Below are 23,382 nucleotides of genomic sequence, written 5' to 3' on the forward strand. Positions count from 1 at the left end.
TCTGGTTCAGGCTGCGGCGTGCAGTGCGGTGGCCAGGTCGGCGCGCTGGTCCGCGCTCAACACGGCCAGGCAGGCGCCGAACGTCTCGTCGGTGATCCGCTGCGCCTCCTGCCAGCGCGGTTCCAGATCGGTCCGGCCGTGCAGGCGTTCTCGGACGGGCGCCACGTCCTCGTCCCGCCAGCCGGTCTGCCGCATCCGCCGCGGGCCGCCGTCGGGATCGGTGAACACCGCCTCGACGACGCCGAGCCCACCGGCTCTGAGAGCGGCGAAGTGGAACGCGCCGCGCAGCTCGCGGGCGACCATCAGGGCGTGGGCCAGGCGGGCGGGCGGATCCGCGGGTCTGGGCGCGTGCCGCCACCCGGCGAACAGCGCGAAACCGCTGCCGTCCGCGGCGTCCACCACGGTGAACAGCAGGTCGGCGGTGGCACCGGGGTCCGGCACGGCGGTGAGGTGGTGGCGCCCCCACTCCCAGCACGCCGCCGTGTACGCCTCGACGGCGCGTTCGGCGGCCAGCTTCCCGGTGGGCGAGGACAACGCGAGGTCGACCAGCCAGCCGGGGAAGATGCCGAAGAGCTCGGCCACCACCGGGACCGGCGGGTCGCCGAGGACGGCTGAGCGCCCGCGGAAGTACAGCGAGCGCGCGGGAAGGGTGAGCAGCCGCTCCTGGGTGGCGAGCTCGGGCGAGGCCATGAATCGCCCGCCGCGGTGCACGACGACCTCACGGGTCATCCGCGCACACTCCTGCGCATCCACGTGGCGGTCCTTTCCTCGGGTCACGAACCTAATTGCGGAAGACGGCTCGGTGACGGTCGAGGCGGGCGCGAAACAAAGCGTAGCGCAAGGTCACGGTGAGTTGAAGCCCGGAGTTATTGATAATTCACCCAGCCGGCCTAGTTGCCAGGAATCACCGTGTTCAAACATCGAATTCACGCATCCGCCCGATCGGAGCAAATAGGACGCTTTTCGTATCCGTGGAACGTGGCCGCCGCACTGTGGTGGCGGAAGACGGCACGGGAGGAAGCGTGAAACCAGAGGTAGCTGTCATAGGCAGTGGCGCGGCCGGGCTTTCGGCCGCACACGGCCTGCGATCGTCCACAAAGGTCACGCTGTTCGAGGCGGGCGACCAACCGGGAGGACACGCACACACAGTCGAAATATCGGACGACGGTCGCACTTTGGGGCTCGACACCGCCTTCATCGTCTACAACGAACCGAATTATCCGGAGTTGATGCGCCTGTTCACCGACCTCGGTGTCGACGGCGTCGAGCATCCGGGCCGGTTCAGCTTCTACGACACCGACACCGGCTCCTGCTACGTGTCCGACGATTTCCAGCGCACCGAGGACGAGGTGCGCGCGCACTGCCCGCCTGAGTTCCTCGGGCTCTGGCGCGAGGCCAGGAGGTTCCACGCCGAGTCGCCGCGGGACTTCGTGCGCGGCCGCGTGGACATGCCGCTCGGCGAGTACCTGGTGCGCAACGGTTACAGCGAAGAGTTCCTGCACGGCTTCGTGGTGATGATGTGCTCCACCGCGTGGGTCGTGCCGGCGGACAAGATCTGGGAGATGCCCGCGGCGACGATCATCGCCTTCTTCATGGCGCACGGCGCCCAGCCGCTCGGCGGCAGCGGTGTGCCGTGGCGAACCGTCCGGGGCGGCAGCATCACCTACGTCCGCCGGGTGGTGGAGGAACTCCGCGGCGCCGGTGGTGAGCTCCGGCTTCGCACACCGGTCGACTCCGTGTCCGAGGACGGTTCGGGAGTCACGGTCCGGACAGCGGACGGCGCTCATCGGTTCGACCAGGTGGTCGTGGCGACGCACGCGGACCAGGCGCTGCGGCTGCTCGCCGAGCCCACGCCGGAACACCGGCGGTTGCTCGGCGCGATCGGATACCACCCGAGCACGGCGGTGCTGCACACCGATCCCGCGGTCATGCCGCGCGACCGCGCGGACTGGCGGAGCTGGAACTACGGCCGCAAGGACGTCGCCGGCAAGCCGGTGCCGTGGGTCGTGTACTACCTGAACGAACTGCACTGCTTCACCAGCTCCACGGACTACTTCGTCTCGGTGGCGTGCCCGATCGAACCGCGCGCGGACCTCGTGATCTCCGAACTCCGCTACGAGCACCCGACTTTCGACCTCGAGGCGCGCCGGATCCAGCAGGACATCGACTCGATCGACGCCGGGTCGCGGATCAAGTTCGCGGGCTCCTACTTCCACTCCCGCCGGTACGGGCCGGACTCGCTGGGCAACCACGACACCGCCGTGGGGTCCGGGTTCAGCGCGGCCGAGCGAGTGATCGCCGATCTCGAGCGCTTCACCGAAAGGGTCATGACATGACGAACCCCTCAGCAGCACACACGGGAACACTGACCGCGCAGGACGTGCAGCAGTGGCTCACCGGGAAGCTCGCCGAGCGGCTGGGCGTCGAGCCGGACCAGGTCGATCCCGACAAGTACTTCGACGAGTTCGGGCTGGACTCGACCGAGGCGCTGGTGCTCTCCGGCGAGCTCGAGTCGTGGCTCGGCATGGAACTGGAGCCGACGGCGCTCTGGTACCACCCGACGATCGCCAAGCTCGCGCCGTACATCGTCTCGTTGAAGCAGGACACGTGACGGCGACGCGGCCCGATCGTCCCCTGCTGGTCCGCACGCCGGGACGGCGGGGAGATCCGGTGGTGCTGATCCACCCCGGCGCCATCCCCGTGAGCCACTACCGCGACCTGGCCGAGGGCGTGGACCCGGTGCGGGAACTGGTGATCGTGGATCTGGAGCAGATGCCCGCGTACTTCGAGGCGGCACTGACCCGCCGGATCACCACGACGATCGACGAGATCGCCGCCGACGTCGCGCGCGAGCTGCGGACGTTGCCCGTCGCCGGAACCAACTGGGTGCTGGCCGGGTGGTCGTTCGGAGGCTCGATCTGCCACGCGTTGCTCGACCTGCTCGACGAGGACGAGCTGCCGCAACGGGTGCTGGTGCTGGACGCGCTCGCGCCGGTGCCGGAGTTCACCGCCCGCGACGGTGAGCTCGACCCGGTGCAGGTGCTCGGCTGGTTCGCGATGTACCTGGCCGCCAAGCGCGGCGGCATCGTGGACGTGCCGCCGGAACGGCTGCGCGGCAGGGAGTTCGAGCCGGCGCTCGCCGAGGTGCTGGACGCGGCCGTGGCGGGCGGGGCACTGCTGCCGGGCACCACCACCGCCGGGCTGCGCAAGGTGTTCACGACCTACCGCGACGGACTTCTGCGCAACAACCATCTCGTGCTCGCACACAGTCCGAAGTGGACTGACGTGCCGGTGGTGGTGCTGCGTCCCGAACGCGGGCTCGTCGACCGGCCGGGGGCGCTGGGCTGGGACCAGGTGGCCGAGTCGCCGAAGGTCCTGCGCTGTCCGGGCGACCACTACACGATGCTGCGCGATCCCGCGGCGATCCGGTGCTTCGCCGAGATCGCCGCCTGACTAGCCGTTGGGGCTGATGATGGGTGACCACGTGAGGTTGTGCGACACACCGATCGCCGTCGTCGGGCTGGGCGGGCTGTACCCGCGGTCCCGTGACGTGCGCGAGTTCTGGTCGAACATCGCCGATGCGGTCGACTGCATCACCGACGTGCCGGAGACGCACTGGCGGATCGACGACTACTACGACCCCGATCCGGCCGCGCCGGACAAGACCTACTGCCGCAAGGGCGGGTTCCTGCCCACGACGGACTTCAACCCGGTCGAGTTCGGGATGCCGCCCGCCACGCTGGAGGTCACCGACGTCCTGCAGCTGCTCAGTCTGGTGGTGGCTCGCGAAACGCTGGCCGACTCTCCCGAGCACGACCGGTCGCGCACCGGCGTGATCCTCGGCATCACCGGCGCGAACTCGCTCACCCAGCCGCTGTCGACCCGGTTGCAGACCCCGCTGCTGCGGCGCGTCGCCCGGCACTGCGGCCTGACCGACGCCCAGGCGGAGGACATCGCGGACAACTTCGTCGCGGCCCTCGCGCCCTGGGAGGAGAACTCGTTCCCGGGCATGCTCGGCAACGTCGTCGCCGGCCGGATCGCCAACCGGTTCGATCTCGGCGGCACCAACTGCACGGTGGACGCGGCCTGCGCGAGCTCGCTCGCCGCGGTGCACATGGCCGCGGCCGAACTGGTGTCCGGGCGCGCCGACCTGATGATCTCCGGTGGGTGCGACGCCGAGAACACGATCTTCATGTACCTCTGCTTCTCCAAGACACCCGCGTTCTCCCCCAGCGAGCGCATCCGGCCGTTCGACGCGGACGCCGACGGCACGCTGATCGGTGAGGGCATCGGGATGCTCGCGTTGAAGCGGCTCGCCGACGCCGAGCGCGACGGTGACCGGATCTACTCGGTGCTGCGCGGCATCGGCTCGTCCAGCGACGGCCGGTTCAAGAGCATCTACGCACCCCGCGCCGAGGGGCAGACGGTCGCGTTGCGCCGCGCCTACGACGACGCGGGCCTGTCTCCTGCCGACATCGGGCTGGTCGAGTGCCACGGCACGGGCACCGCGGTGGGCGATGACACCGAACTCGGTGCGTTGCGCGAGATCTACGAGGAAGCGGGCGTCGCACCCGGTTCGGTCGCGGTCGGCAGCATCAAGTCGCAGATCGGTCACACCAAGGCCGCCGCCGGCGCGGCCGGGTTGATCAAGCTGAGCCTGGCGCTGCACCAGAAAGTGCTGCCGCCCACGATCAACGTCACCGAGCCCGCGAAGGGCCTGCACGACTCGCCGTTCCACCTCGGCGCCACCGCCCGGCCGTGGGTGGTCGACCCCGCGAGGCCGGTGCGCAGGGCAGCGGTGTCGTCGTTCGGTTTCGGCGGCACGAACTTCCACTGCGTGCTGGAGGAGCACGACGCCGCTGCCCAGGTCCTGCACCGCGTGTGCCGGGTGCATCTCTGGCACGCGGCCGATCCGGCCGAGTTGCTGAGCGTGGACGAGTCCGACGGGCCGGTGCCGGAGGACCACGCGCGGCTCGCCGTCGTGGCTCGCGACGAGGACGAGCTGGCCCGGTTGCGCGCGCAGGCAGCCGACCGGTTGCGGGAGTCGTCCGAGGCGTTCGAGCTGCCGGGGATCTACTACCGGCCGCGCGCGGAGGTGCCGGGCAAGGTCGCGGTGCTGTTCGCCGGTCAGGGCAGCCAGTACGCGGGGATGGGAACCGGTGCGGCGCTGGCGATTCCTCCCTTGCGCGCCGCGTTCGACGAGGCCGCCCTGGCTGTGGATGAAGGGCTCCTTCCTCCACCTGGGGTCGATGAAGGAGCCCTTCATCGACCGCCGGGGCTCGGGGCGGTGGTGTTCCCGCCGACGGCGTTCGACGAGCGGACAGCCGAGGAACAGGAGATCGCGCTGCGTCGCACCGACTTCGCGCAGCCTGCCATCGGCGCGCTGTCCGCGGGGCACTTCCGCTGTCTGCACGAGCTGGGATTCGAACCGGAAGGCGCGCTGGGCCACAGCTTCGGTGAGCTGACCGCGTTGTGGTGTGCGGGAAGCCTCAGCGACGAGGACTTCTTCCTGCTCGCCGCGGCACGTGGCCGGGCGATGGCCGGTACTGGTGAGGACGCCGGCGCGATGGCGGCTGTCTCTTGTGGACTGGAGCGGGCGCGCGAACTGCTCGCCGAGCACCCGAATCTGAGCGTTTGCAACGTGAACAGCCCGGAGCAGGTCGTTGTCGGAGGTGCCACGGAGGCGGTCGAGCGGTTCGTCGAGTCCTGTGCCGAGGCGAAGCGGTTACCGGTGGCGGCCGCGTTCCACACCGACCACGTGGCGCACGCCGTGACGGAGTTCCGCGCGGCGGTCGAGGACGTCTCGCCGGCCGAACCGTCGTTCCCGGTCTACGCCAACAGCGAGGACGCCCGGTACGGCCCGGACGTCGCGTCGAACCGCGGTGTTCTCGTCGACCAGTTGCTGAAGCCGGTGCTGTTCGCACCGCGCGTGGAGGAGATGTACGCCGACGGGTTCCGGGTGTTCGTGGAGCTCGGACCGAAGAAGGTGCTCGGCGGCCTGGTCCGCCGGACGCTCGCGGACCACGACGACGTCGTCGTGCTCTCTGCCGACGGCGGCCCGCGCGCGGACGGCGACCGGACGTTGAAGCAGACCGCCGCCCAGCTCGCGGTGCTCGGGTTGCCGCTCGCCGGGTTCAACCGCTTCACCGCACCCGCGGAGCCGTCCGAACCGGCCGGCGGCATGACGATTCCGATGAACGGGGTGAACCACGTGTCCGACGAACGGCGCGCGCATCGCGCGGCCATGGAAGAAAGCCAGCCGACAGAGGAGAGGGTCCAACCGCAGCAGGGCGAGCTGATCACGAATCCGGAGGCGGACGTCTCCGGTGCGGTGGGCGGCCACCTGTCGATGCACGAGGAGTACCTCACCAGCCAGCTGAAAGTGGCCGAGCGGCTCACCGAGGTGCTGCAGCAGCACGCCGACGGCGAGACCCCGGACGACAGCGTGATCAGCGGCATCAACGCCGTGACCGAGCACAGCGTCGCCATCGGGCAGAGCCACATCCACGCGAGCGACGTGCTGCGCAGCCTGGTGCAGCTGGACACGCCGGGTGCGACGGTGGATGCGCCGACTCCCGCGCCCCGCCGCTACGAGCCCGCACCGCCGGCCGAGCTGGAACCGGCTCCCCCCACCGGGGACGAGCCGGCCGACGTCTCGGTGCCGAACGACGTCCCGGTGCCGGACGGCGAGGTCGTGGTCACGGACGAGGAGATCGTGGTCGCGGACGAGCCCGAGGAGGTGCCGGAGCCGTCCGGCGACACTCCGGCGGGTTCGGCTGACGACGTCCGTTCGGCGCTGCTCGCGATCGTGGCCGAGAAGACCGGCTATCCGACCGACATGCTCGACCCGTCCATGGACGTCGAGGCCGATCTCGGCATCGACTCGATCAAGCGCGTCGAGATCATGGGTGGGCTGCGGGAACAGTTCCCGGACGCCCAGGAGGCCAGTCCCGAACAGCTGGCGGAGCTGCGGACGCTCGACGACATCGTCCGGTTCGTCACCGAGCAGGCCAGCGAGGTGACGGCCACCCCAAAAGCACGTGAGGGAGCGATCGGGCGGAAGCAGGCGTGCCTTCTGGCCGTTCCCGCTCCCGACCAGCTCGACGCTCCCTTCGTCACCCGCAACGCCCTCGTGGTGGGCTCCTCGCCGCTCACCGCTGCTCTCACCGAGTCCGGCTGGACCACCTTCGGGCCCCAGGACCTGCCCGACGACACCGACCTGGACCTGGTCGTGCACGCGGACGGAACGCTCACGTCAGCTCTGCTGCTCGCCCGCGACACCCACCGGCGGCTGGAGGCGGCAGCCGCCGGCGGGCGAGCGGCCTTCCTGGTCGTCACCAGGCTCGACGGCCTGCTCGGGTTCGGTGGTGTCGAGAGGGAGGCCGCCGTGCTGGGCGGTCTGCCGGGCCTGGTGAAGACCCTGGCGATCGAGGCACCGTCGCTGTTCTGCCGCGTGGTCGACCTTGCGCCGTCGTTGACCGACGAGCGTTGCGCTTCCCTGCTGCTCGCCGAACTGCACGACGCCCAGTCGTTGCCCGAAGTCGCCTATGACGCCGAGGGCGTGCGCCGGACCGTGGGCGTGTCCGACGCGCGGTCCGACCTGTTGCCGTCCGGACCCCCCGTCGACTCCCCCGGCCCCGACGACCTGTTCGTGGTCACGGGAGGCGGTCGTGGCGTCACTGCGGCCTGCGTCGCCGAACTCGCCCGCCGGTACCGGACCGGCCTGCTGTTGCTGGGCCGCACGTCGCTCACCGACGAGCCGTCGTGGGCCGCGGATGTGCCGGAACGCGAGCTGCGCGGCGTGATCGCCCTGCGTTCGGACGGCAGACCGAAGCCGCGGGAGGTCGACCGGATCGCACGGGATCTGCTGGCCCAGCGGGAGATTCGCGCCACGCTCTCCTCGATCCGTTCCTCTGGAGCGACGGCCGAGTACGTGGCGGTCGACGTGACCGATGCTCACGCCGTCGCCGAGGTGTTGGCAGGGCGGTCGATCGCGGGTGTGGTGCACGGTGCGGGTGTGCTGGCCGACCAGCTGATCGCCGACAAGACGCCGGAGGACGTGGCGCGCGTGCTCGCACCGAAGCTCACCGGGCTGGCGTCCGTGCTCGACGCGCTGGATCTGGAACGGTTGCGGCACGTGGTGTTGTTCTCGTCCGTCGCCGGGTTCTTCGGCAACCGGGCGCAGTCCGACTACGCGATGGCCAACGAGGCGCTGAACCGGATCGCCTGCTCGCTCAAGCGCTCGCTGCCGTCCGCCGCCGTGACCGCGGTGAACTGGGGCGCGTGGGAGGGCGGCATGGTCACGCCCGAGCTGGCCCGGATGTTCTCCGAGCGCGGTGTCCCGCTGATCCCGCTCGACGAGGGCGTCCGGCTGTTCGCCGACCAGTTCACCCCGGAACGGTCCGGTGACGTGGTCTGCATCGCCGGTCCGACCTCACCTCTGTCCACACCGGACTCTCCTGATGCCGCCGATGTGGTGCTGCGCCGGGACATCCGTTCACTGGCGGCCGATCCAGTGCTGGCGTCCCACGCGCTCGGCGGCACCGCGGTGCTGCCGGCGACCGCGGCGATCGGCGCGATCCTCAACGTGGTGTCGCGAGTGCGCACCGAACCGTTGCGGCTGCGGTCCTTCTCGGTGCTGCGCGGGCTGCGGTTCGACGACGCCCCGGACCAGCTGGAGTTCGCGCTCACCGGCGCCGAGGTCCTGGTCCGCGATCCGGACGGCAAACCCCGGTACCGCGGCGAGGTGGTGGCTGACGCGCCTGCTCCCGAGACGGTGGACCTTCCCGCGTTCGACTCCGGCACGCCGGTGAGTCCGTATGACGACGGTGCCCTGTTCCACGGGCCACCGTTGCGCGGCATCCACGCGCTGCTGGCCGAGGACGACGAGCAGCTGGTGCTCCGCTGCGAGCTGCCCGACGCCGTGCTGGGTGATGGCGGCTACCAGACCCGCCGGTACAGCCCCGTGCCAGCCGATCTGTTGCTGCAGGCCGTGCTGGTCCGCGTGCACCGGACAAGTGGCCGCAACTGCCTGCCCACCGCGGTGGGCGCGATCGACGTCCACGACGTCCTGCCGGACGGTTCGCCGTTCGCCGTCGTCGTGCGGGACGTGGCCACCAACGGCGACTCCGCGCGCTGCACCGTGACCGCGTGCGCCCCGGACGGCCGGGTGCTGCTGCGGTTCACCGATGTCGACGTCGTGTGCAGTGAGGGGCTCGCCGAACAGTTCACGAGCCGAGGTGAGTGAGGAGCCATGCGAACCGCAACCCAGCGGCCGATCGCCGTGATCGGCATGGCGTGTCTGCTGCCTGGAGCGTCCTCGCCGGACGAGTTCTGGCAGCACCTGCTGAGTGACGCGGACCTGCGCACCCCGGGCGGTCCGGACGAGTTCGGCACCGACCCCGGCGAGCCCGGCGGTTGGGGTGACGACGCGCACCGGATCACCGAGACCCGCGGCGGTTTCGTCACCGAGCCCGAGATCGACCTGACCGGCCTGCACGTCCCGCCCGACGAACTCGCCCGGCTCGACCGGGTGGTGCGGTGGCCGTTGCACGTCACGCGACAGGCGCTCGCCGACGCCGGCATCGAGCTCGACGACCCGGTGCTCGCGCGCACGGGCCTCGCGCTGGGCAACTACTCCTTCCCCACCGAGGAGTCGGTGCGGATGTCGCTGCCCCTGCACCAGGAGGCCGTGTCGGAGGGGCTGCGGCGCGCGGGCATCGAGGTTCCGCCGCACGAGTCCGAAGACGTGGAACCCCACAACCTGTGGGCCGCCGGACTGCCCGCCACGGTACTGGCCGACGCGTTCGCCCTGGGCGGTCCCGCCTGGTCGCTGGACGCCGCCTGTTCCTCCGCCCTCTACAGCCTCGCGCTGGCCCGCGACCAGCTCACGACCGGCCGTGCCGACGTGATGCTGGCGGGCGCGGTGTGCGCGCCCGATCCGTTGCTGATCCACCTGTCCTTCTCCGACCTGCAGGCCTATCCGGACAACGGGGTCAGCCAGCCGTTCGACGACGGCTCGCGCGGCATCGTGACCGGGCAGGGCGCGGGGGTGTTCGTGCTCAAGCGCCTCGCCGACGCCGAGCGCGACGGCGACCGGATTCACGCGGTGATCGACGCGATCGGCCTGAGCAACGACGGCGCGGGCAAGCACGTGCTGAGCCCCAACCTGGCGGGTCAGATCGAGGCCTACCGCCGCGCCTACGACGACTCCGGCATCCATCCGTCCACTGTGGACTACGTCGAGTGCCACGCGACCGGCACGCCGCTCGGCGACTCGACCGAGCTGCGCGGGCTGGAGGAGTTCTTCGTCGAGAACGCGGGCCAGGTGCCACCGCTGGGGTCGGTCAAGGCGAACGTCGGCCACCTGCTCACCGTCGCCGGGTTCAGCAGCGCGCTCAAGGTGATCCTGGCGATGCGGCACGGGATCATCCCGGCCACGCCCGGCGTGCGGGAACCGTTGCGCGTGCCTGAGTGCGACCAGGCACCTCAGCGCGTCGTGCGCTCGCAGCAGCCGTGGCCGGACTCCGAACACCGCCGCGCGGGCGTCTCCGCGTTCGGGTTCGGCGGGACCAACGCGCACGTGGTCTTCTCGGCTTCGGCTTCCTCACCGGCTGCCGAGCCCGCGCAGCCCGGCCCCCTGTCGGTCGTGGGACTCGGCGTGCGACTGGGACCGTTGTCCGGCAAGGATGAGCTGGCACACGCGGTGCGCACCGCGACCCCGGTCCTCGGCGAGCGCCCGGACCAGCGGTGGTACGGCATCGACGACCTGCCCGAGGTGCCGGACACCGAGGGCGGCCACGTGGACACCGTCGACGTGGACGTGCGCGCCTACCGCATCCCGCCCGCCGAGCTCGGCCACGCCAACCCGCAACACCTCGTGTTCTTCGAGGCCGCCGACGAGGCACTGGCCGACGCCGGCTTCACCACCACGGCCGGCCAGGAGCCGCGGCGGGTGGCGACGCTCATCGCGATGGACATGGAACCGCACACGCACGCCCATCGCGCCCGGTTCGACATCGGCGCGCACGTCCGTTCCGAGATCGACCGCGCCGGCGTCCAGCTCGGCGAGAAGGACCTGACCAGGCTGGAGGACGCCGCCCGCCGCGCGATCCACCCGGACCTCGGCGCCAACGAGGTGCTGAGCTACATCGGCAACGTGATGGCGAGCCGGGTGTGCGCGGCGCACAACTTCACCGGCCCGTCGTTCACGATCTCCAGCGACTCCGCGGCCGGTGCCGTGGCACTCGAGATCGCGGGTCTGCTGCTGCTCGACCCCACCATCGAGGCAGTGCTGGTCGGCGGCGTCGACCTGGCCGCGGGCGCGGAGAACACCCTGGCCCGCCAGCAACTCGCCGAAGGTGCGGACTCGGTGCCCCCGCTCGGCGACGGCGCCGCGGCCGTGGTGGTCATGCGGCCGCAGGACGTGCCGGACGGCCGGCGGGTGTACGCCACCGTCGAGGCGGTCGGGTCGCACCGCGGCGAGGACTCGGTCGGCCGCGCGGCGCGGGACGGTCTGCGGGCGGCCGGGCTGGACGCGTCCGATGTGGACTACCTGGAGATCGGCGGGCTGACCGCGGCTTCGAGTGCGGCGGAGATCGGCGGGCTCGCGGACGTCTACCGGACAGTGGAGGACACCCCCGGGTGCGTGGTCGGCAGGCTCGGCGACCTCACCGGCGACGTGCAGCGCGCCTCGGTCCTCGCCGCCCTCGTGAAGGTCGCCCTCTTCCTGCACCGCGCCGAGTTCCCCGCCGCCCCGGAAACCCTCACCGTCGACGACACCCGGTTCCGCGTGCCGAGCGAACCCGTCCCGTGGCTGCGCCACGACCGGAACCGTCCCCGCACCGCCGCGATCAGCGCCATCGGCCACCACGGCCCGCGCGGCTGGCACGCGGCCCACCTCATCCTGTCCGGCGCGAGCGAGCGGGGTCGCGAGGTCGAGGTCGACTGGCAGAACGGCGGCCCGCTGCTGCTTCCCGTACGAGCGGACGACGGCCCCGGCCTCGCCCAGCGCGCCGGTGATCTCCTCGACCAACTGCGATCCGGAGCGGATCCACACCGACTGGTCCGGTCCGAGCAGGGCGAGCTGACGGCCGTGCTGGTCGCGCCGGACGCGGCCGGACTCGAACGCGAACTCGAAGCCGCGCAACGGGATCTCCAGAACCTCGACGGCGAGTGGAGCACCCCGTCGGGCAGCTGCTGCACAGCTGAGCCGATCGGCGCGGAAGGCAAGGTCGCGTTCGTCTACCCCGGCGCTTTCACGACGTATCCCGGCGCCGGCCGGGATCTGTTCCGGCTCTTCCCCGGCCTGCTAGCCCAGTTCGAGGACCACGAGGAACACCCGGTGCGGCGCTTCAAGCTCGACGCCCTGTATCCGATGGGAACACGGAGGCTCGACCGCAGCGAGCTGATGCACCACGAGACGAAGCTGATCGAGGACATCCCGGCCGTGCTGGCCACCGGCACCAACCTGGCCGTGCTCACCACCCAGCTGCTGCGCGACGTCCTCGGCCTGAAGCCGCACGGTGCGTTCGGTTACAGCCTCGGCGAGAGCAGCATGCTGTTCGCCACCGGTGTGTGGGCCGAGTCGGCGCGTGACGACGCGGCGCTCGTGGCCACGCCGCTGTTCCGCGACCAGTTGTGCGGGCGCAAGGAGTTCGTGCGCCAAGCGTGGAACCTGCCGGACGACACGGCGGACAAGAAAGTCTGGTCGACCCATGTGCTGCTCGCCGCGGCGCAAGAAGTGCAGGACGCCATCGCCGAGCTGGACCGCGTGTGGGTCACGCACATCAACACACCCGGCGAGGTCGTGATCGCCGGTGACCCGGAGCAGTGCGCCGAGGTCATCGCGCGCGCCGGCTGCAAGGCCGCGCGGGCACCCGCCAACCACGTCATGCACTGCCCGCTCATCCACCCGGTCCTCGACGGGCTGACGGAGCTGAACAGCTACCCGCTCGGTCAGCCCGACCTGGACGTGGAACTGCTGTCCGCCTACAACTACGACCGGATCGGCGCACCGAACCAGCAGGAGCTGGCCGAGCACATCGCCGGGACGCTCTGCGGGACGATCGACTTCGTCCGGCTGGTGGAGACCGCGCACGACCGCGGGTTCCGGTACTTCGTCGAGGTGGGGCCCGGCGCCACCTGCACGCGGTGGATCGGCGAGACGCTCACCGACAAGCCGCACGTGGCGGTCTCCGTCGACCGCAGGGGCGCGTCGACGGGTGTCGCGCTCGCGGCCGCGCTGGCCCGGCTCGTCAGTCACGGACTGCCGATCGACCTCTCCGTGCTGTTCGGCACGGATTCGGGTGACCAGGCGACGGGCCGGTTGACCGTGCCCGTCGTCTGTGGGGCCGAATCCGTCGTCCAGCAGGTGCGCACGGCCGCGGAAGCCGTGGTGCAACACGAAGAACAGCCGATGCCGGCCGCCGAACACCACGACGGCGTCGACGAGATCGTGGTCGACGGCGACCCGTTCGTGCACCTGCGGCCGAAGCCGGTCGAGGTCACCGCCCGGCGCATCCGCCCACCGGTGCGGAGCTCGGTGAAGAGCCCGGTGAAGAGCCCGGTGCGGGCGCTCGTCGGCACGGTCGCCGAGGCACATCGCGCGGCACTGCGCGCCCACGACGCGGTCCAGCAGCGAATGCTCGACCAGCTCGTACCTCAAGGACGCGACCAGGCGATCTGGAACGAGGCCGACCTGCTGGAGTTCGCGACGGGCAGCGTCGCGAAGGTGTTCGGCGCCCGCTTCGAGGAGGTCGACGGCTTCGCCTACCGGGTGCGGCTGCCCGCGCCGCCCTACCTGTTCGTCAGCAGGGTCACCGAGCTCAAAGCCAGAACCGGCAGGTTCGAGCCGTCGGCGATCACCACCGAGTACGACGTCCCCGCCGACGCCTGGTACCTGGTCGACGGGGTCGCCCCGACGGCGATCACCGTCGAGGCCGGCCAGTGCGACCTGATGCTGATCAGCTATCTCGGCATCGACTTCGAGACCCGCGGGCACCGCGTCTACCGGCTGCTGGACAGCACGCTGGTGTTCCACGGGGGTTTCCCGCGGGCCGGTCAGACGTTGCGCTACGAGATCAACATCGACCGGTTCGTCCGCAACGGCGACACCCTGCTGTTCTTCTTCAACTACCAGTGCTTCGCCGACGGCGAGCTGATCCTCGCGCTGCACGACGCCTGCGCGGGTTTCTTCACCGCCGGTGAGCTCGACGACTCGCTCGGCGTGGTCACCAGCGAGGCCGACCGCAAGCGGCGCGAGGCGATGACCCGCACGTGGTTCAAGCCGCTGGAACGCACCGACCGCACCTCACTGTCCACAACGGACCTGGACCTGCTGGCGGACGGCAAGCCCGCCGAGGTGTTCGGCGAGCGCTGGGACCAGAGCGCGGACGGCTGCAACCCGTCGATCCGGCTGCCGCACGGCCGGCTCCGGATGATCGACGAGATCACCCGCATCGACCGGCTCGGCGGTCCGCGCGGTCTGGGCGCGCTCAGCGCCGTCACCAACCTCGATCCGGACGGCTGGTACTTCGCCTGCCACTTCACCGGCGACCCCGTGCTCGCGGGCTCGCTGGTGGCCGAGGGTGGCGTGCAGTTGCTGCAGGTCTACGCGATGTACCTCGGCCTGCACCTGGTCCTCCCGGACGCGGAGTTCCAGCCGGTGCCGGGGCTGCGCACCACGATCAAGGTGCGCGGCCAGATCACGCCGGAGACGGCGGCGATCCGCTACGAGGCCGAGATCATCGAGATCACGATGTTGCCGCGGCCCACGCTCGTGGCCGATCTGGTGATCTACGACGGCGACAAGCCGATCATCAGCATCCACGACTTCGGCATCCGGCTGCGCGAGAAGCCCGGCACCCCGTACCGGCCAGGACCTGGTGGCGTGCCGCCGTTCTTCGGGCGGCGCAACCACACCGGCGAACAGGCGTTCGTCAACGAACTGCACCTCGCGCACGCGGCGAAGGGTGACCTCGACGTCGCGATGGGGCCGGAGTTCGAGATCTACCGCGAGCTGCGCGCGCCTTACATCCCCAACGGGGACTTCCGGTTCGTGGACCGGGTCATGCGGCTCGACGGCACCCGCCGCAAGCTCGTCCCCGGCGCGACGATGGACAGCGAGTACGACGCGCCGCCGGAAGCCTGGTACTTCCACGAGAACCCGGCGGGCGACGTGCCGAACTGCGTGCTGATGGAGACGTCGCTGCAGGCGGCGATCTTCCTCGGCTACTACCTCGGCGCCACGCTGGACTTCCCGGACACCGAGCTCAGCATCCGCAACCTGGACGGCCGCGCCACCCTGGTCCGCGACCTCGACCTGCGCGGCAGGACGATCCGGCACCACTCGGAGATGCTGTCCAGCCAGTCAGTGAAAGGCGTGGTGCTGCAGAACTTCCGGTACGAGCTCTCCGCCGACGGCGAGGTCTTCTACACCGGTGAGTCGCTATTCGGGTACTTCACTGACGAGGCGCTGAGCAACCAGGTCGGCCTGGACAACGGCACCTGCGTGCCGCCATGGCTCGACCAGCAGTCCGAAGCGGACACCATCCATCTGGAACTCGACGACCGCTGGTTCACCGAAGCGCCCGCGCTCGGCGACGGGCACCTGCGTCTGGTGAACGAACTCGACATCGTCGTCGGCGGCGGCGAGCACGGCAAGGGTTACGTGCGCGGCACGCGGACCATCTCCCCCGACGACTGGTACTTCGACTGCCACTTCCACCGCGACCCGGTCATGCCCGGTTCACTCGGCGTCGAGGCGATCATCCAGGGACTCCAGGTGTTCATCCGCGAGACAGGCCTGGCCGACGGGATCCCCCGGCCGGTCTTCACCACCGCACGAGACGTCGAGATGGCGTGGCGCTACCGCGGCCAGATCCTGCGCACCGATCCGGCGATGACGTTCGACCTGCACGTCCGCGAGGTGCGCAGGCAGGACGACAGCGTGGTCGTGATCGCGGACGCCAGCCTCTGGCGCACGTCCGGCCTGCGGATCTACGAGCTCACCGGCATCGCCGTCGAGGTGCGGCCGGGCGAGGAGGAACAGCGATGACGCTCACCACCGACCGCCCCACCACCCGCGACGGGCAAAGCATGCGCAACGCCCTGATGCGCCTCGACCTGCCCTGCTACGTCGTGCGCGGGCAGGGCCGGGTCGGTCTGACCACCGAACGCCCCGCGGACGACAGCGCGGTGATCGCCGTGGCCGCGCCGCTGACCGCCGACCGGCTCGGGTCCGCCGCGTTCCGCAAGGCGCACGGCGTGCGGTACGCCTACATGTGCGGCGCCATGGCGGGCGGGATCGCCTCGCCGGACCTGGTGATCGCCATCGCGCGGGCGGGCAGCCTCGGCACCTACGGCGCGGCCGGCGTGTTGCCGACCAACATCGAGAAGGCGCTGCAACGGTTCCGCGACGAGATCCCGGATCTGCCGTACGCGGCTAACCTGATCCACAGCCCCAGCGAGGACGCGCTGGAACGCGACGCCGTCGAGCTTTACCTGAAGTACGGCGTGCGGTGCGTCGAGGCGTCGGCGTTCATGGCGCTGACACCGCACGTGGTGCGCTACCGGGTGGCCGGACTGTGCCGCGACCAGCAGGGCCGGCCGGTCGCGCGGAACCGGTTGGTGGCCAAGGTGTCCCGCAGCGAGGTCGCCACGCACTTCCTGCGTCCGGCACCCGCTTCCGTCGTCGCCGATCTGGTCGCGCACGGCCTGGCGACGCCCGAGCAGGCCGAACTCGCCGAGCAGGTGCCGATGGCCGACGACATCACCGTCGAGGCCGACTCCGGCGGTCACACGGACCGCAGGCCCATGGGGGCGTTGCTGCCCACGATCCTCGGTCTGCGCGACGCCGAGCAGGCGCGGCACCGGTGGCCGATCAGGGTCGGCGCGGCGGGCGGGCTCGGCACCCCGGCGTCGCTGGCGGCGGTGTACGCGATGGGCGCGGACTACGCCGTCACCGGCTCGGTCAACCAGTCCTGTGTGGAGTCCGGCACCTCCGACGCGGCCAGGCGACTGCTGGCGGAGGCGGACGTGGCCGACTGCGAGATGGCGCCGGCCGCGGACATGTTCGAGCTCGGCGTCGACCTCCAGGTCCTGCGCAAGGGAACGTTGTTCCCCATGCGTGCCAAGAAGTTGTACGAGCTGTACCGCACGTACGAGGGCGTCGAGGCGCTACCCGTGAGCGAACGGCTGCGGCTCGAACAACAGATCTTCCGCCGCCCGCTGGACGAGGTGTGGGCCGACGTGGTCGCGTACTTCACCCGGCGCGACCCGGCCCAGCTCGAACGCGCCGCCGCCGACCCCCGCCGCCGCATGGCGCTGATCTTCCGCTGGTACCTCGGCATGGCCTCGCGCTGGGCGGTGACCGGCGAGCCCGACCGCACGCAGGACTACCAGATCTGGTGCGGCCCGGCGATGGGCGCGTTCAACGACTGGGTGCGCGGCACCTACCTGGAGGACCCGGCCAGGCGTGCCGCCGCCGACGTCGCCACCCACCTGATGCGCGGCGCCGCCTACACCTCGCGGGTGTGGCAGCTGAAGCTCGCCGGGGTGCGGCTGCCCGCGTCGTGCACGACCTACCGCCCCACCCCCTTGTCCACAGAACCCGGAGAGTCCTGATGTCCGCGACGCTGAACGGACCGGAGGCCACCCGCTACCCCGCCGGTGCCGAACTCGATCACCGGCTCGGCGACCCGCGCGCGGACGAGAACCCCTACGGGTTCGCCGCGATGAGACAACGCGACGAGCACGCCGACCTCACCGCGCTAGCCGACGAGGCGGGGACCGACCTGCGCCTCGCGTTCGTGCCGCAGTGCTTCGGCGGTGAACTGCGCACCGCCGACGACACCCTCATGTCCGCCAGGCTCGCGTCGCGCCGGGACGGCACGGCCATGCCCGCCACCATGTTCGGCATCACCGCGACCACGTGCGTGTTGCTGGCCGGCACCCCGGAGCAGTGCGCCGAGGTCGTGACGATGGCCCGGCACGGGCAGACCACCGGTTTCGCCCTCATCGAGGAGGAACACGACGGCGACCTCCTGGCGGGCGACTGCTCGTTGTTCGACGACGGCCGCGGCGACTACCGGCTGACCGGGCGGAAGTGGCGCGTCGGGCTCGGGCCCGAGTGCTCGGCACTGCTCGTCCTCGCCCGCACCGGGGGCCGCGGGCCCGCGGCTTTCACACTGGTGCTGCTGCGGGACCAGGACCTCGCGAACGCCAAGCGGAACGTCCACCGGACCGAGGGGTTCCGCGGCATCGAGTTCGCCGACTTCTGCTTCGACAACCTGTTGGTACCCGCACAGGACGTCGTCGGCGGCATCGGCCAGGGCATGGAGACCGTGCTGCGCGCCCTGCAGCTCGTGCGCGCCATGAGCACGGCGGCCAACCTCGGCTGCGCCGACACCGCGCTGCGCCTCACGATGGACCACGCCACGACCGCCCGGTTCGAGGGCGCGCCGCTGACCGCGATGCCGTACGTGCGCCGGGAACTCGGTGCCTCGGCCGCGGCGCTGACCGTCGCCGACGTCGTCGCCACCGCCTGCGCCCGCGGCCTGCACACCCTGCCCGGTCAGCAGAGCCTGTGGTCGAGCGTCGCCAAGGCGGTCGTGACGGACCTGTCCGAGGACGTGTTCGCCCGCTGCGCCGACGTGCTGGCGTTCCGCGGCCAGCTGGCCGACGGCCCGACCGGCGCGTTCGGTGTCGCCCGCCGCGACAACGCGGTCGTGCGGTACATCGACATCGACCCGATCGGCAACCTGCGCCTGACAGCTCAACAACTGCGCCGGTTCGCGGCGCACGACGTGCTCGACCAGCCTCCGCCGAGCACGGAGCTGATGACCGCGTTCAGCCTCGACGCGCCGCTGCCCGAACTGCGGCTGAGCGATCTCGCGTTGTCCTGGCGCGGGCGCGACGACGTGACCGCCGCACTGCCCGCGGTCTCGCACGAGATCCGCGACCTCCTCGCCGGGGCGCCGTCCGCCGGCCCGTTGCTGGGCCGGCTCGGATCACTGCAGGCAGCGCTGAGCCTGGTTCCACGTGAGGTGCAAGAGCTCTCGACCCTGCTCGGCAAGGAGTGCGGCCGCTCGGCAGAGCTGCTCGACCTCGCCGAGCGGTTCACCCTGCTGCACGCCGCCGCGAGCTGCGTGCACCTGTGGTGGTTCAACCGTCACCGGCCACTTTTCGGTCAGCCGCCGGGCTCGACCGGTTGGCTCGTCGCCGCGCTGGACGTCCTGCGCGACCGCGGCCGCGGACCGCGCGGCCGGCTCGAACCCGAGATCGCCGCCGCACCCTTCGTCCTCGCCGAGGCCCTGCACGCGGAGGGACGGCTGTTCAGCGCGGCACCGGTGCTGCTGCGGGAGGGCGCGTCATGACTCGCGTCGCCGACCTCGCCGCACTGGACATGCCGTACAACCGCAGTCATCGGGCGCACGGCCGGCTCGAACCCGAGACCGCCGCCGCACCCTTCGCGCGGGCAGAGACGCAGCACCACGACGGCCGCCTGTTCAGCGCGGCACCGGTGCTGCCGCGGGAGGGCGCGTCATGACTCGCGTCGCCGACCTCGCCGCGCTCACCGAGGACCTCGAACGGCACCTCGGCGACCCGCACGACCCGAACAGCCCGGCGTCCTTCGCCACCGTCCTCGATCTCGACGAGCGCGAGCAGTATCCGCACGTCCTGCTCGACCACCTCAGGGCCTGGCGCTGTCACGAGTTCGGCGTGCCGGTCAGCGCGGGCGGGCGCGGGGTGGCCACCCAGGACTCCGTCGCGTTCGGCACGGCCATCGCCCGCCGGGACGCGACGGCGGCCACGGCGTTGAGCATCACGATGCTCGCGTACCTGCCGATCTGGGTCGGCGGCACCGACGAGCAACGGGAACGCTACGGGCGCGCGGTCTGCGACGGCGCCAAGGTGTCGTGGGGGCTGTCCGAGCGCGAGCACGGCAGCGATCTGCTGGCCAACCGGATGACGGCCCGAAAAGTGCAGGGCGGCTACGTCGTCGACGGCGAGAAGTGGTTGATCGGCAACGCCACGCTCGCGGACCACATCGTGCTGTTCGTGCGCACGGAGGATCGCGGTGGGCCTGCCGGATTCACCATCCTGGTGCTGGACAAGCGATCCACGCCGGCGCACCACATCACCGCGTTGCCGGACGAGCAGCTGCACGGACTGCGCGGGATCGACATGAGCGGCGTGCGGCTCACCCGGTGCTTCATCCCGGAGTCCGCGCGCATCGGCGCGGAGGGGCAGGGGCTGGAGATCGCGCTGAAGAGCTCGCACCCGGTGCGAGTCATGATCACCGGTATCGCGCTCGGGTGTGCCGACACGGCCCTGAGGCTGACGCTCGACTTCACCACCCACCGGCGGATCTTCGGGCGCGAGGTCGTCGACGTGCCGTACTCGCGTCGCAAGCTGGTCGAGTGCTTCGCTGACCAGTTGCTGTGCGATGTGCTCGCGAACTGTGCCGCGCGCGGGCTGCAGGCCTCGCCGGACCAGAGTTCGGTGTGGTCGTCGGTGGCGAAGTTCCTGATACCGACCGTGCTCGACCGCACGGTCAGCGCTCTCGCCGTCGTGCTCGGCGCGCGGCACTACCTGCGCGCGCACCCGCGGTACGGGGCGTTCCAGAAGGCGAAGCGCGACCTGCTGGTGGCGAACTTCGCCGACGGCAACACGGTGGTGAACCTCAAGAACATCGCGCTGCAACTGCACAACCTGCTCAAGCCGGCACAAGCCGACGTCGAGCGTGCTTCCGTCGTGTTCGACTGGGACGCCGAGCTGCCGCCGATCCGGCCGTGGGCCGCGCAGACGGTGAGCCGCACCGGCGACGATGCGGTGCGGACGTTGCCGCACGCGCTGGACCTGCTGCGGCAACGAGGCTGGGACAAGTGCGTCCGACTCGGTGAGTGCTTCGAGCAGGAGATCGAGCGGATGCGCGAGGAGTGCGAGGCCCTGCGCGAGAAGCTCGGCCGCCGGTACGGAGACTCGGCCGAGCTGTTCCTGCTGGCCGAACGGTACTGCGTGGTGCACGCTGCCGCGTGTTGCCTGGCGCACCGGGCGTTGTCGTCGTGGATCAGCGAACCGCTCGACGGCCCCGAGCCGTTGCTGCTGTGCCTGCAACGGCTCTGGCACCTGCTGCACCCGCTCGACACGGTGGTGGACGAGTCCGATGTGGACACGGGAACAGCGGTGATGTTGCGGCTGCACCAGGAGAACCGCTCGTTCGGCTACCGCCAGTTCGCCCTCGCCAAGAGCTCGGTTCCAGGAGGTGACCCGCGATGACCGACGACGTCCGGTGGGCGAAGTGCCCGTCCTGCACCGCGCTGGTGTACCTGAAGCGGCTCGACAAGCACGCCAAGGTGTGCCCCGAGTGCTCACACCACTGGCGGATGCCGGTGCGCGAACGGCTGGAGCTGTTGTTCGACGACGGGTCGTTCGAGGAGTTCGGTGCCGGCCTCAAGCCGAACGACCCGTTGGAGTTCCACGACAGCAAGCCGTACGCGCGGCGTCTCGCCGATGCCGAACGTCGCACCGGTGACGCCGAGGCCTGCATCTGCGCGAAAGGCTCCATCGACGGCGCACGGGTGATCATCGCGGCCGTGGACTTCGGCTTCATGGGTGGGAGCATCGGCGGCACGACCGGCGAGAAGATCGCGCTGGCCGCCCGCCGGGCACTCGACGAACGCACGCCGTTGCTGATCATCTGCGCATCCGGTGGGGCGCGGATGCAGGAGGGCGCGCTGTCGTTGATGCAGCTGGTGAAGACCAGCCAGGAGGTCGCGCGGCTGCACGAGGCGGGCGTGCTGTGCCTCAACCTCAACACCGATCCGACCTACGGCGGCGCGACGGCCTCGTTCGCGACGCTGGGCGACGTCATCATCGCCGAACCCGGTGCGCGCATCGGGTTCGCCGGCCCGAACGTCATCGCGCAGACCATCAGGGAGGAGCTGCCCGACGGGTTCCAGACCGCGGAGTTCCTGCTGGCCAACGGCATGCTCGACCTGGTGGTGTCCAGAGACGCGCTGCGGCCGTTGCTCGGCCGGCTGCTGGGCATGCACACGAAGCCGCAACAGCTCACCGAAACCCCGCGCACGCTGATCACCGATCCGGCCCAGATCCCCGAACGCGCCGCGTGGGACGTCGTGCAGTCGGCCCGCGACCTGGGCCGTCCGACCACTTTGGACTACTGCGCGGCCGTGTTCGACGACGGACTCGTGGAGCTGCACGGCGATCGCCGCTCGGGCGACGACCAGGCGGTGGTGGGCGGTCTGGCCCGGCTCGCCGGGCGCACCGTCGTCGTCATCGGCTCGCAGAAGGGACATTCGCCACCGGACCTGGTGCGGCACAACTTCGGCATGCCGAACCCGAGCGGGTACCACAAGGCCCGGCGGCTGATGGCGTACGCGGAACGGTTCGGCTTCCCGGTGGTGACGCTCGTCGACACACCGGGCGCGTTCCCCGGCGCCGACGCCGAACGCAGCGGTCAGGGCACCGCGATCGCCGAGTGCATCATGCGGATGTCCCGGCTGCGCGTGCCCACCGCGGTCGTGCTCACCGGCGAGGGCGGCAGCGGTGGCGCGCTGGCGCTGGGCGTCGGCAACCGCGTGCTGATGCTGGAGAACGCCTACTACTCCGTGATCAGCCCCGAGGGCTGCTCGTCGATCCTCTGGGGCACGTCGGCGGAGGCGTCCAGGGCCGCGGAGGCGCTCAAGATCACGTCACGCGAGTTGCTCGCGCTGGGGCTCGTCGACGGCGTGGTCGCGGAACCACCCGGCGGTGCCCAGTCCGACTGGGAGACCACCGCCCGCAACGTCCGTTCCGGCCTGGTGCAGGCGCTCACCGAGCTGGACGGCCTGACCCCGGAGCAGCTGACCGAGGACCGCTACACGCGGTTCGCGCGCTTCGGCGCTCCCGTTGAAAGCGAGGTGCCGGCATGACCGAGGAAACGACCCAGGGCGTGGATCCCGAGTCCGTCGCGGCCCAGGTGGTGCGACTGGCCAACGAACTGCCCGGCACGCCGCAGCGGATGAAGGTCGAGGCCGCCGGGACCGCCGTCGAGGTCGACTGGGACACGACCGCGGATCCGGCCGGTGAACCGGCTGCCGCGACGCCTTCCCCGGACGACCAACCTGGCGGACCGCGGATCACCGCTCCCCTGGTCGGCACGTTCTACCGCGCGCCCGGTCCCGGCGAGGCGCCGTTCGTCGAGGTCGGTGACGTGGTCGCGGAAGGCCAGCAGGTGGGCATCGTCGAGGCCATGAAGCTGATGAACCCGGTGGAGGCGACCCAGTCGGGCACGGTCGCGGAGCTGCTGGCCGGGGACGGCGAGATGGTCGAGTACGGCCAGCCGCTGATCCTGTTGTCCCGTGACGGGAGCTGAGG

At 70.9% G+C, this 23,382-nt stretch carries 12 protein-coding genes; 11 read left to right on the forward strand and 1 reads right to left on the reverse strand.

Annotated features, from left to right (window positions below):
- Positions 1 to 6 precede the first annotated feature (6 nt).
- Complete coding sequence (locus B0F77_RS19555) at positions 7 to 729, reverse strand: SCO6745 family protein (protein WP_086664369.1); 723 nt, start codon at positions 727 to 729, stop codon at positions 7 to 9.
- Positions 730 to 1,022: 293 nt separating this feature from the next.
- Between B0F77_RS19555 and B0F77_RS19560 the strand changes: the two genes are divergently transcribed.
- Genes B0F77_RS19560 through accB form a run of 11 tightly spaced genes read left to right on the forward strand, consistent with a single transcriptional unit; the run spans position 1,023 to position 23,380 of the window.
- Entirely contained in the window at positions 1,023 to 2,336 is a 1,314-nt protein-coding gene (locus B0F77_RS19560; protein ID WP_086664452.1) for an NAD(P)/FAD-dependent oxidoreductase, read from the forward strand.
- A complete protein-coding gene (locus B0F77_RS19565) occupies positions 2,333 to 2,611 on the forward strand; it encodes an acyl carrier protein (protein WP_086664370.1) in 279 nt (92 codons plus the stop codon). The genes B0F77_RS19560 and B0F77_RS19565 overlap by 4 nt, the downstream gene beginning before the upstream one ends.
- The gene (locus tag B0F77_RS19570; protein WP_086664371.1) at positions 2,608 to 3,453 is read left to right on the forward strand and encodes a thioesterase domain-containing protein; all 846 of its coding nucleotides are present in this window, start codon (positions 2,608 to 2,610) and stop codon (positions 3,451 to 3,453) included. The genes B0F77_RS19565 and B0F77_RS19570 overlap by 4 nt, the downstream gene beginning before the upstream one ends.
- 19 nt (positions 3,454 to 3,472) lie before the next feature.
- The gene (locus B0F77_RS19575; RefSeq protein ID WP_086664453.1) at positions 3,473 to 9,247 is read left to right on the forward strand and encodes a type I polyketide synthase; all 5,775 of its coding nucleotides are present in this window, start codon (positions 3,473 to 3,475) and stop codon (positions 9,245 to 9,247) included.
- A 6-nt stretch (positions 9,248 to 9,253) separates the two neighbouring features.
- Positions 9,254 to 16,057 carry a beta-ketoacyl synthase N-terminal-like domain-containing protein gene (locus B0F77_RS19580; RefSeq protein WP_086664372.1) on the forward strand — a complete coding sequence of 2,268 codons (6,804 nt, stop codon included), beginning with the start codon at positions 9,254 to 9,256 and terminating at the stop codon, positions 16,055 to 16,057.
- A complete protein-coding gene (locus B0F77_RS19585) occupies positions 16,054 to 17,625 on the forward strand; it encodes a PfaD family polyunsaturated fatty acid/polyketide biosynthesis protein (protein WP_086664373.1) in 1,572 nt (523 codons plus the stop codon). Before B0F77_RS19580 ends, B0F77_RS19585 begins: the two co-directional genes overlap by 4 nt.
- The gene (locus B0F77_RS19590) at positions 17,625 to 19,376 is read left to right on the forward strand and encodes an acyl-CoA dehydrogenase family protein (RefSeq protein WP_086664374.1); all 1,752 of its coding nucleotides are present in this window, start codon (positions 17,625 to 17,627) and stop codon (positions 19,374 to 19,376) included. The genes B0F77_RS19585 and B0F77_RS19590 overlap by 1 nt, the downstream gene beginning before the upstream one ends.
- Positions 19,373 to 19,549: a hypothetical protein gene (locus B0F77_RS47975; protein ID WP_158102765.1), complete on the forward strand. Its 177-nt coding sequence runs from the start codon at positions 19,373 to 19,375 to the stop codon at positions 19,547 to 19,549. The genes B0F77_RS19590 and B0F77_RS47975 overlap by 4 nt, the downstream gene beginning before the upstream one ends.
- The gene (locus tag B0F77_RS19595) at positions 19,546 to 21,282 is read left to right on the forward strand and encodes an acyl-CoA dehydrogenase family protein (RefSeq protein WP_086664375.1); all 1,737 of its coding nucleotides are present in this window, start codon (positions 19,546 to 19,548) and stop codon (positions 21,280 to 21,282) included. The genes B0F77_RS47975 and B0F77_RS19595 overlap by 4 nt, the downstream gene beginning before the upstream one ends.
- Positions 21,279 to 22,937, forward strand: coding sequence for an acetyl-CoA carboxylase, carboxyltransferase subunit beta (gene accD / locus B0F77_RS19600; RefSeq protein ID WP_086664376.1), 1,659 nt, complete (start codon positions 21,279 to 21,281; stop codon positions 22,935 to 22,937). Before B0F77_RS19595 ends, accD begins: the two co-directional genes overlap by 4 nt.
- Positions 22,934 to 23,380: an acetyl-CoA carboxylase biotin carboxyl carrier protein gene (accB, locus tag B0F77_RS19605; protein WP_086664377.1), complete on the forward strand. Its 447-nt coding sequence runs from the start codon at positions 22,934 to 22,936 to the stop codon at positions 23,378 to 23,380. The genes accD and accB overlap by 4 nt, the downstream gene beginning before the upstream one ends.
- Positions 23,381 to 23,382: the final 2 nt, after the last annotated feature.

The organism is Lentzea kentuckyensis, from assembly GCF_002150765.1.
Taxonomy (GTDB): Bacteria; Actinomycetota; Actinomycetes; order Mycobacteriales; family Pseudonocardiaceae; genus Lentzea; species Lentzea kentuckyensis.

Excerpts from the sequence above, each read along its gene's own strand:
- B0F77_RS19580 (WP_086664372.1), top strand. The coding sequence starts at position 9,254 with ATGCGAACCGCAACCCAGCGGCCGATCGCCGTGATCGGCATGGCGTGT.
- accD (WP_086664376.1), top strand. The coding sequence starts at position 21,279 with ATGACCGACGACGTCCGGTGGGCGAAGTGCCCGTCCTGCACCGCGCTG.
- B0F77_RS19575 (WP_086664453.1), top strand. The coding sequence starts at position 3,473 with ATGGGTGACCACGTGAGGTTGTGCGACACACCGATCGCCGTCGTCGGG.
- B0F77_RS19590 (WP_086664374.1), top strand. The coding sequence starts at position 17,625 with ATGTCCGCGACGCTGAACGGACCGGAGGCCACCCGCTACCCCGCCGGT.
- B0F77_RS19555 (WP_086664369.1), bottom strand. The coding sequence starts at position 729 with ATGACCCGTGAGGTCGTCGTGCACCGCGGCGGGCGATTCATGGCCTCG.
- B0F77_RS47975 (WP_158102765.1), top strand. The coding sequence starts at position 19,373 with ATGACTCGCGTCGCCGACCTCGCCGCACTGGACATGCCGTACAACCGC.
- B0F77_RS19565 (WP_086664370.1), top strand. The coding sequence starts at position 2,333 with ATGACGAACCCCTCAGCAGCACACACGGGAACACTGACCGCGCAGGAC.
- B0F77_RS19595 (WP_086664375.1), top strand. The coding sequence starts at position 19,546 with ATGACTCGCGTCGCCGACCTCGCCGCGCTCACCGAGGACCTCGAACGG.
- B0F77_RS19585 (WP_086664373.1), top strand. The coding sequence starts at position 16,054 with ATGACGCTCACCACCGACCGCCCCACCACCCGCGACGGGCAAAGCATG.
- accB (WP_086664377.1), top strand. The coding sequence starts at position 22,934 with ATGACCGAGGAAACGACCCAGGGCGTGGATCCCGAGTCCGTCGCGGCC.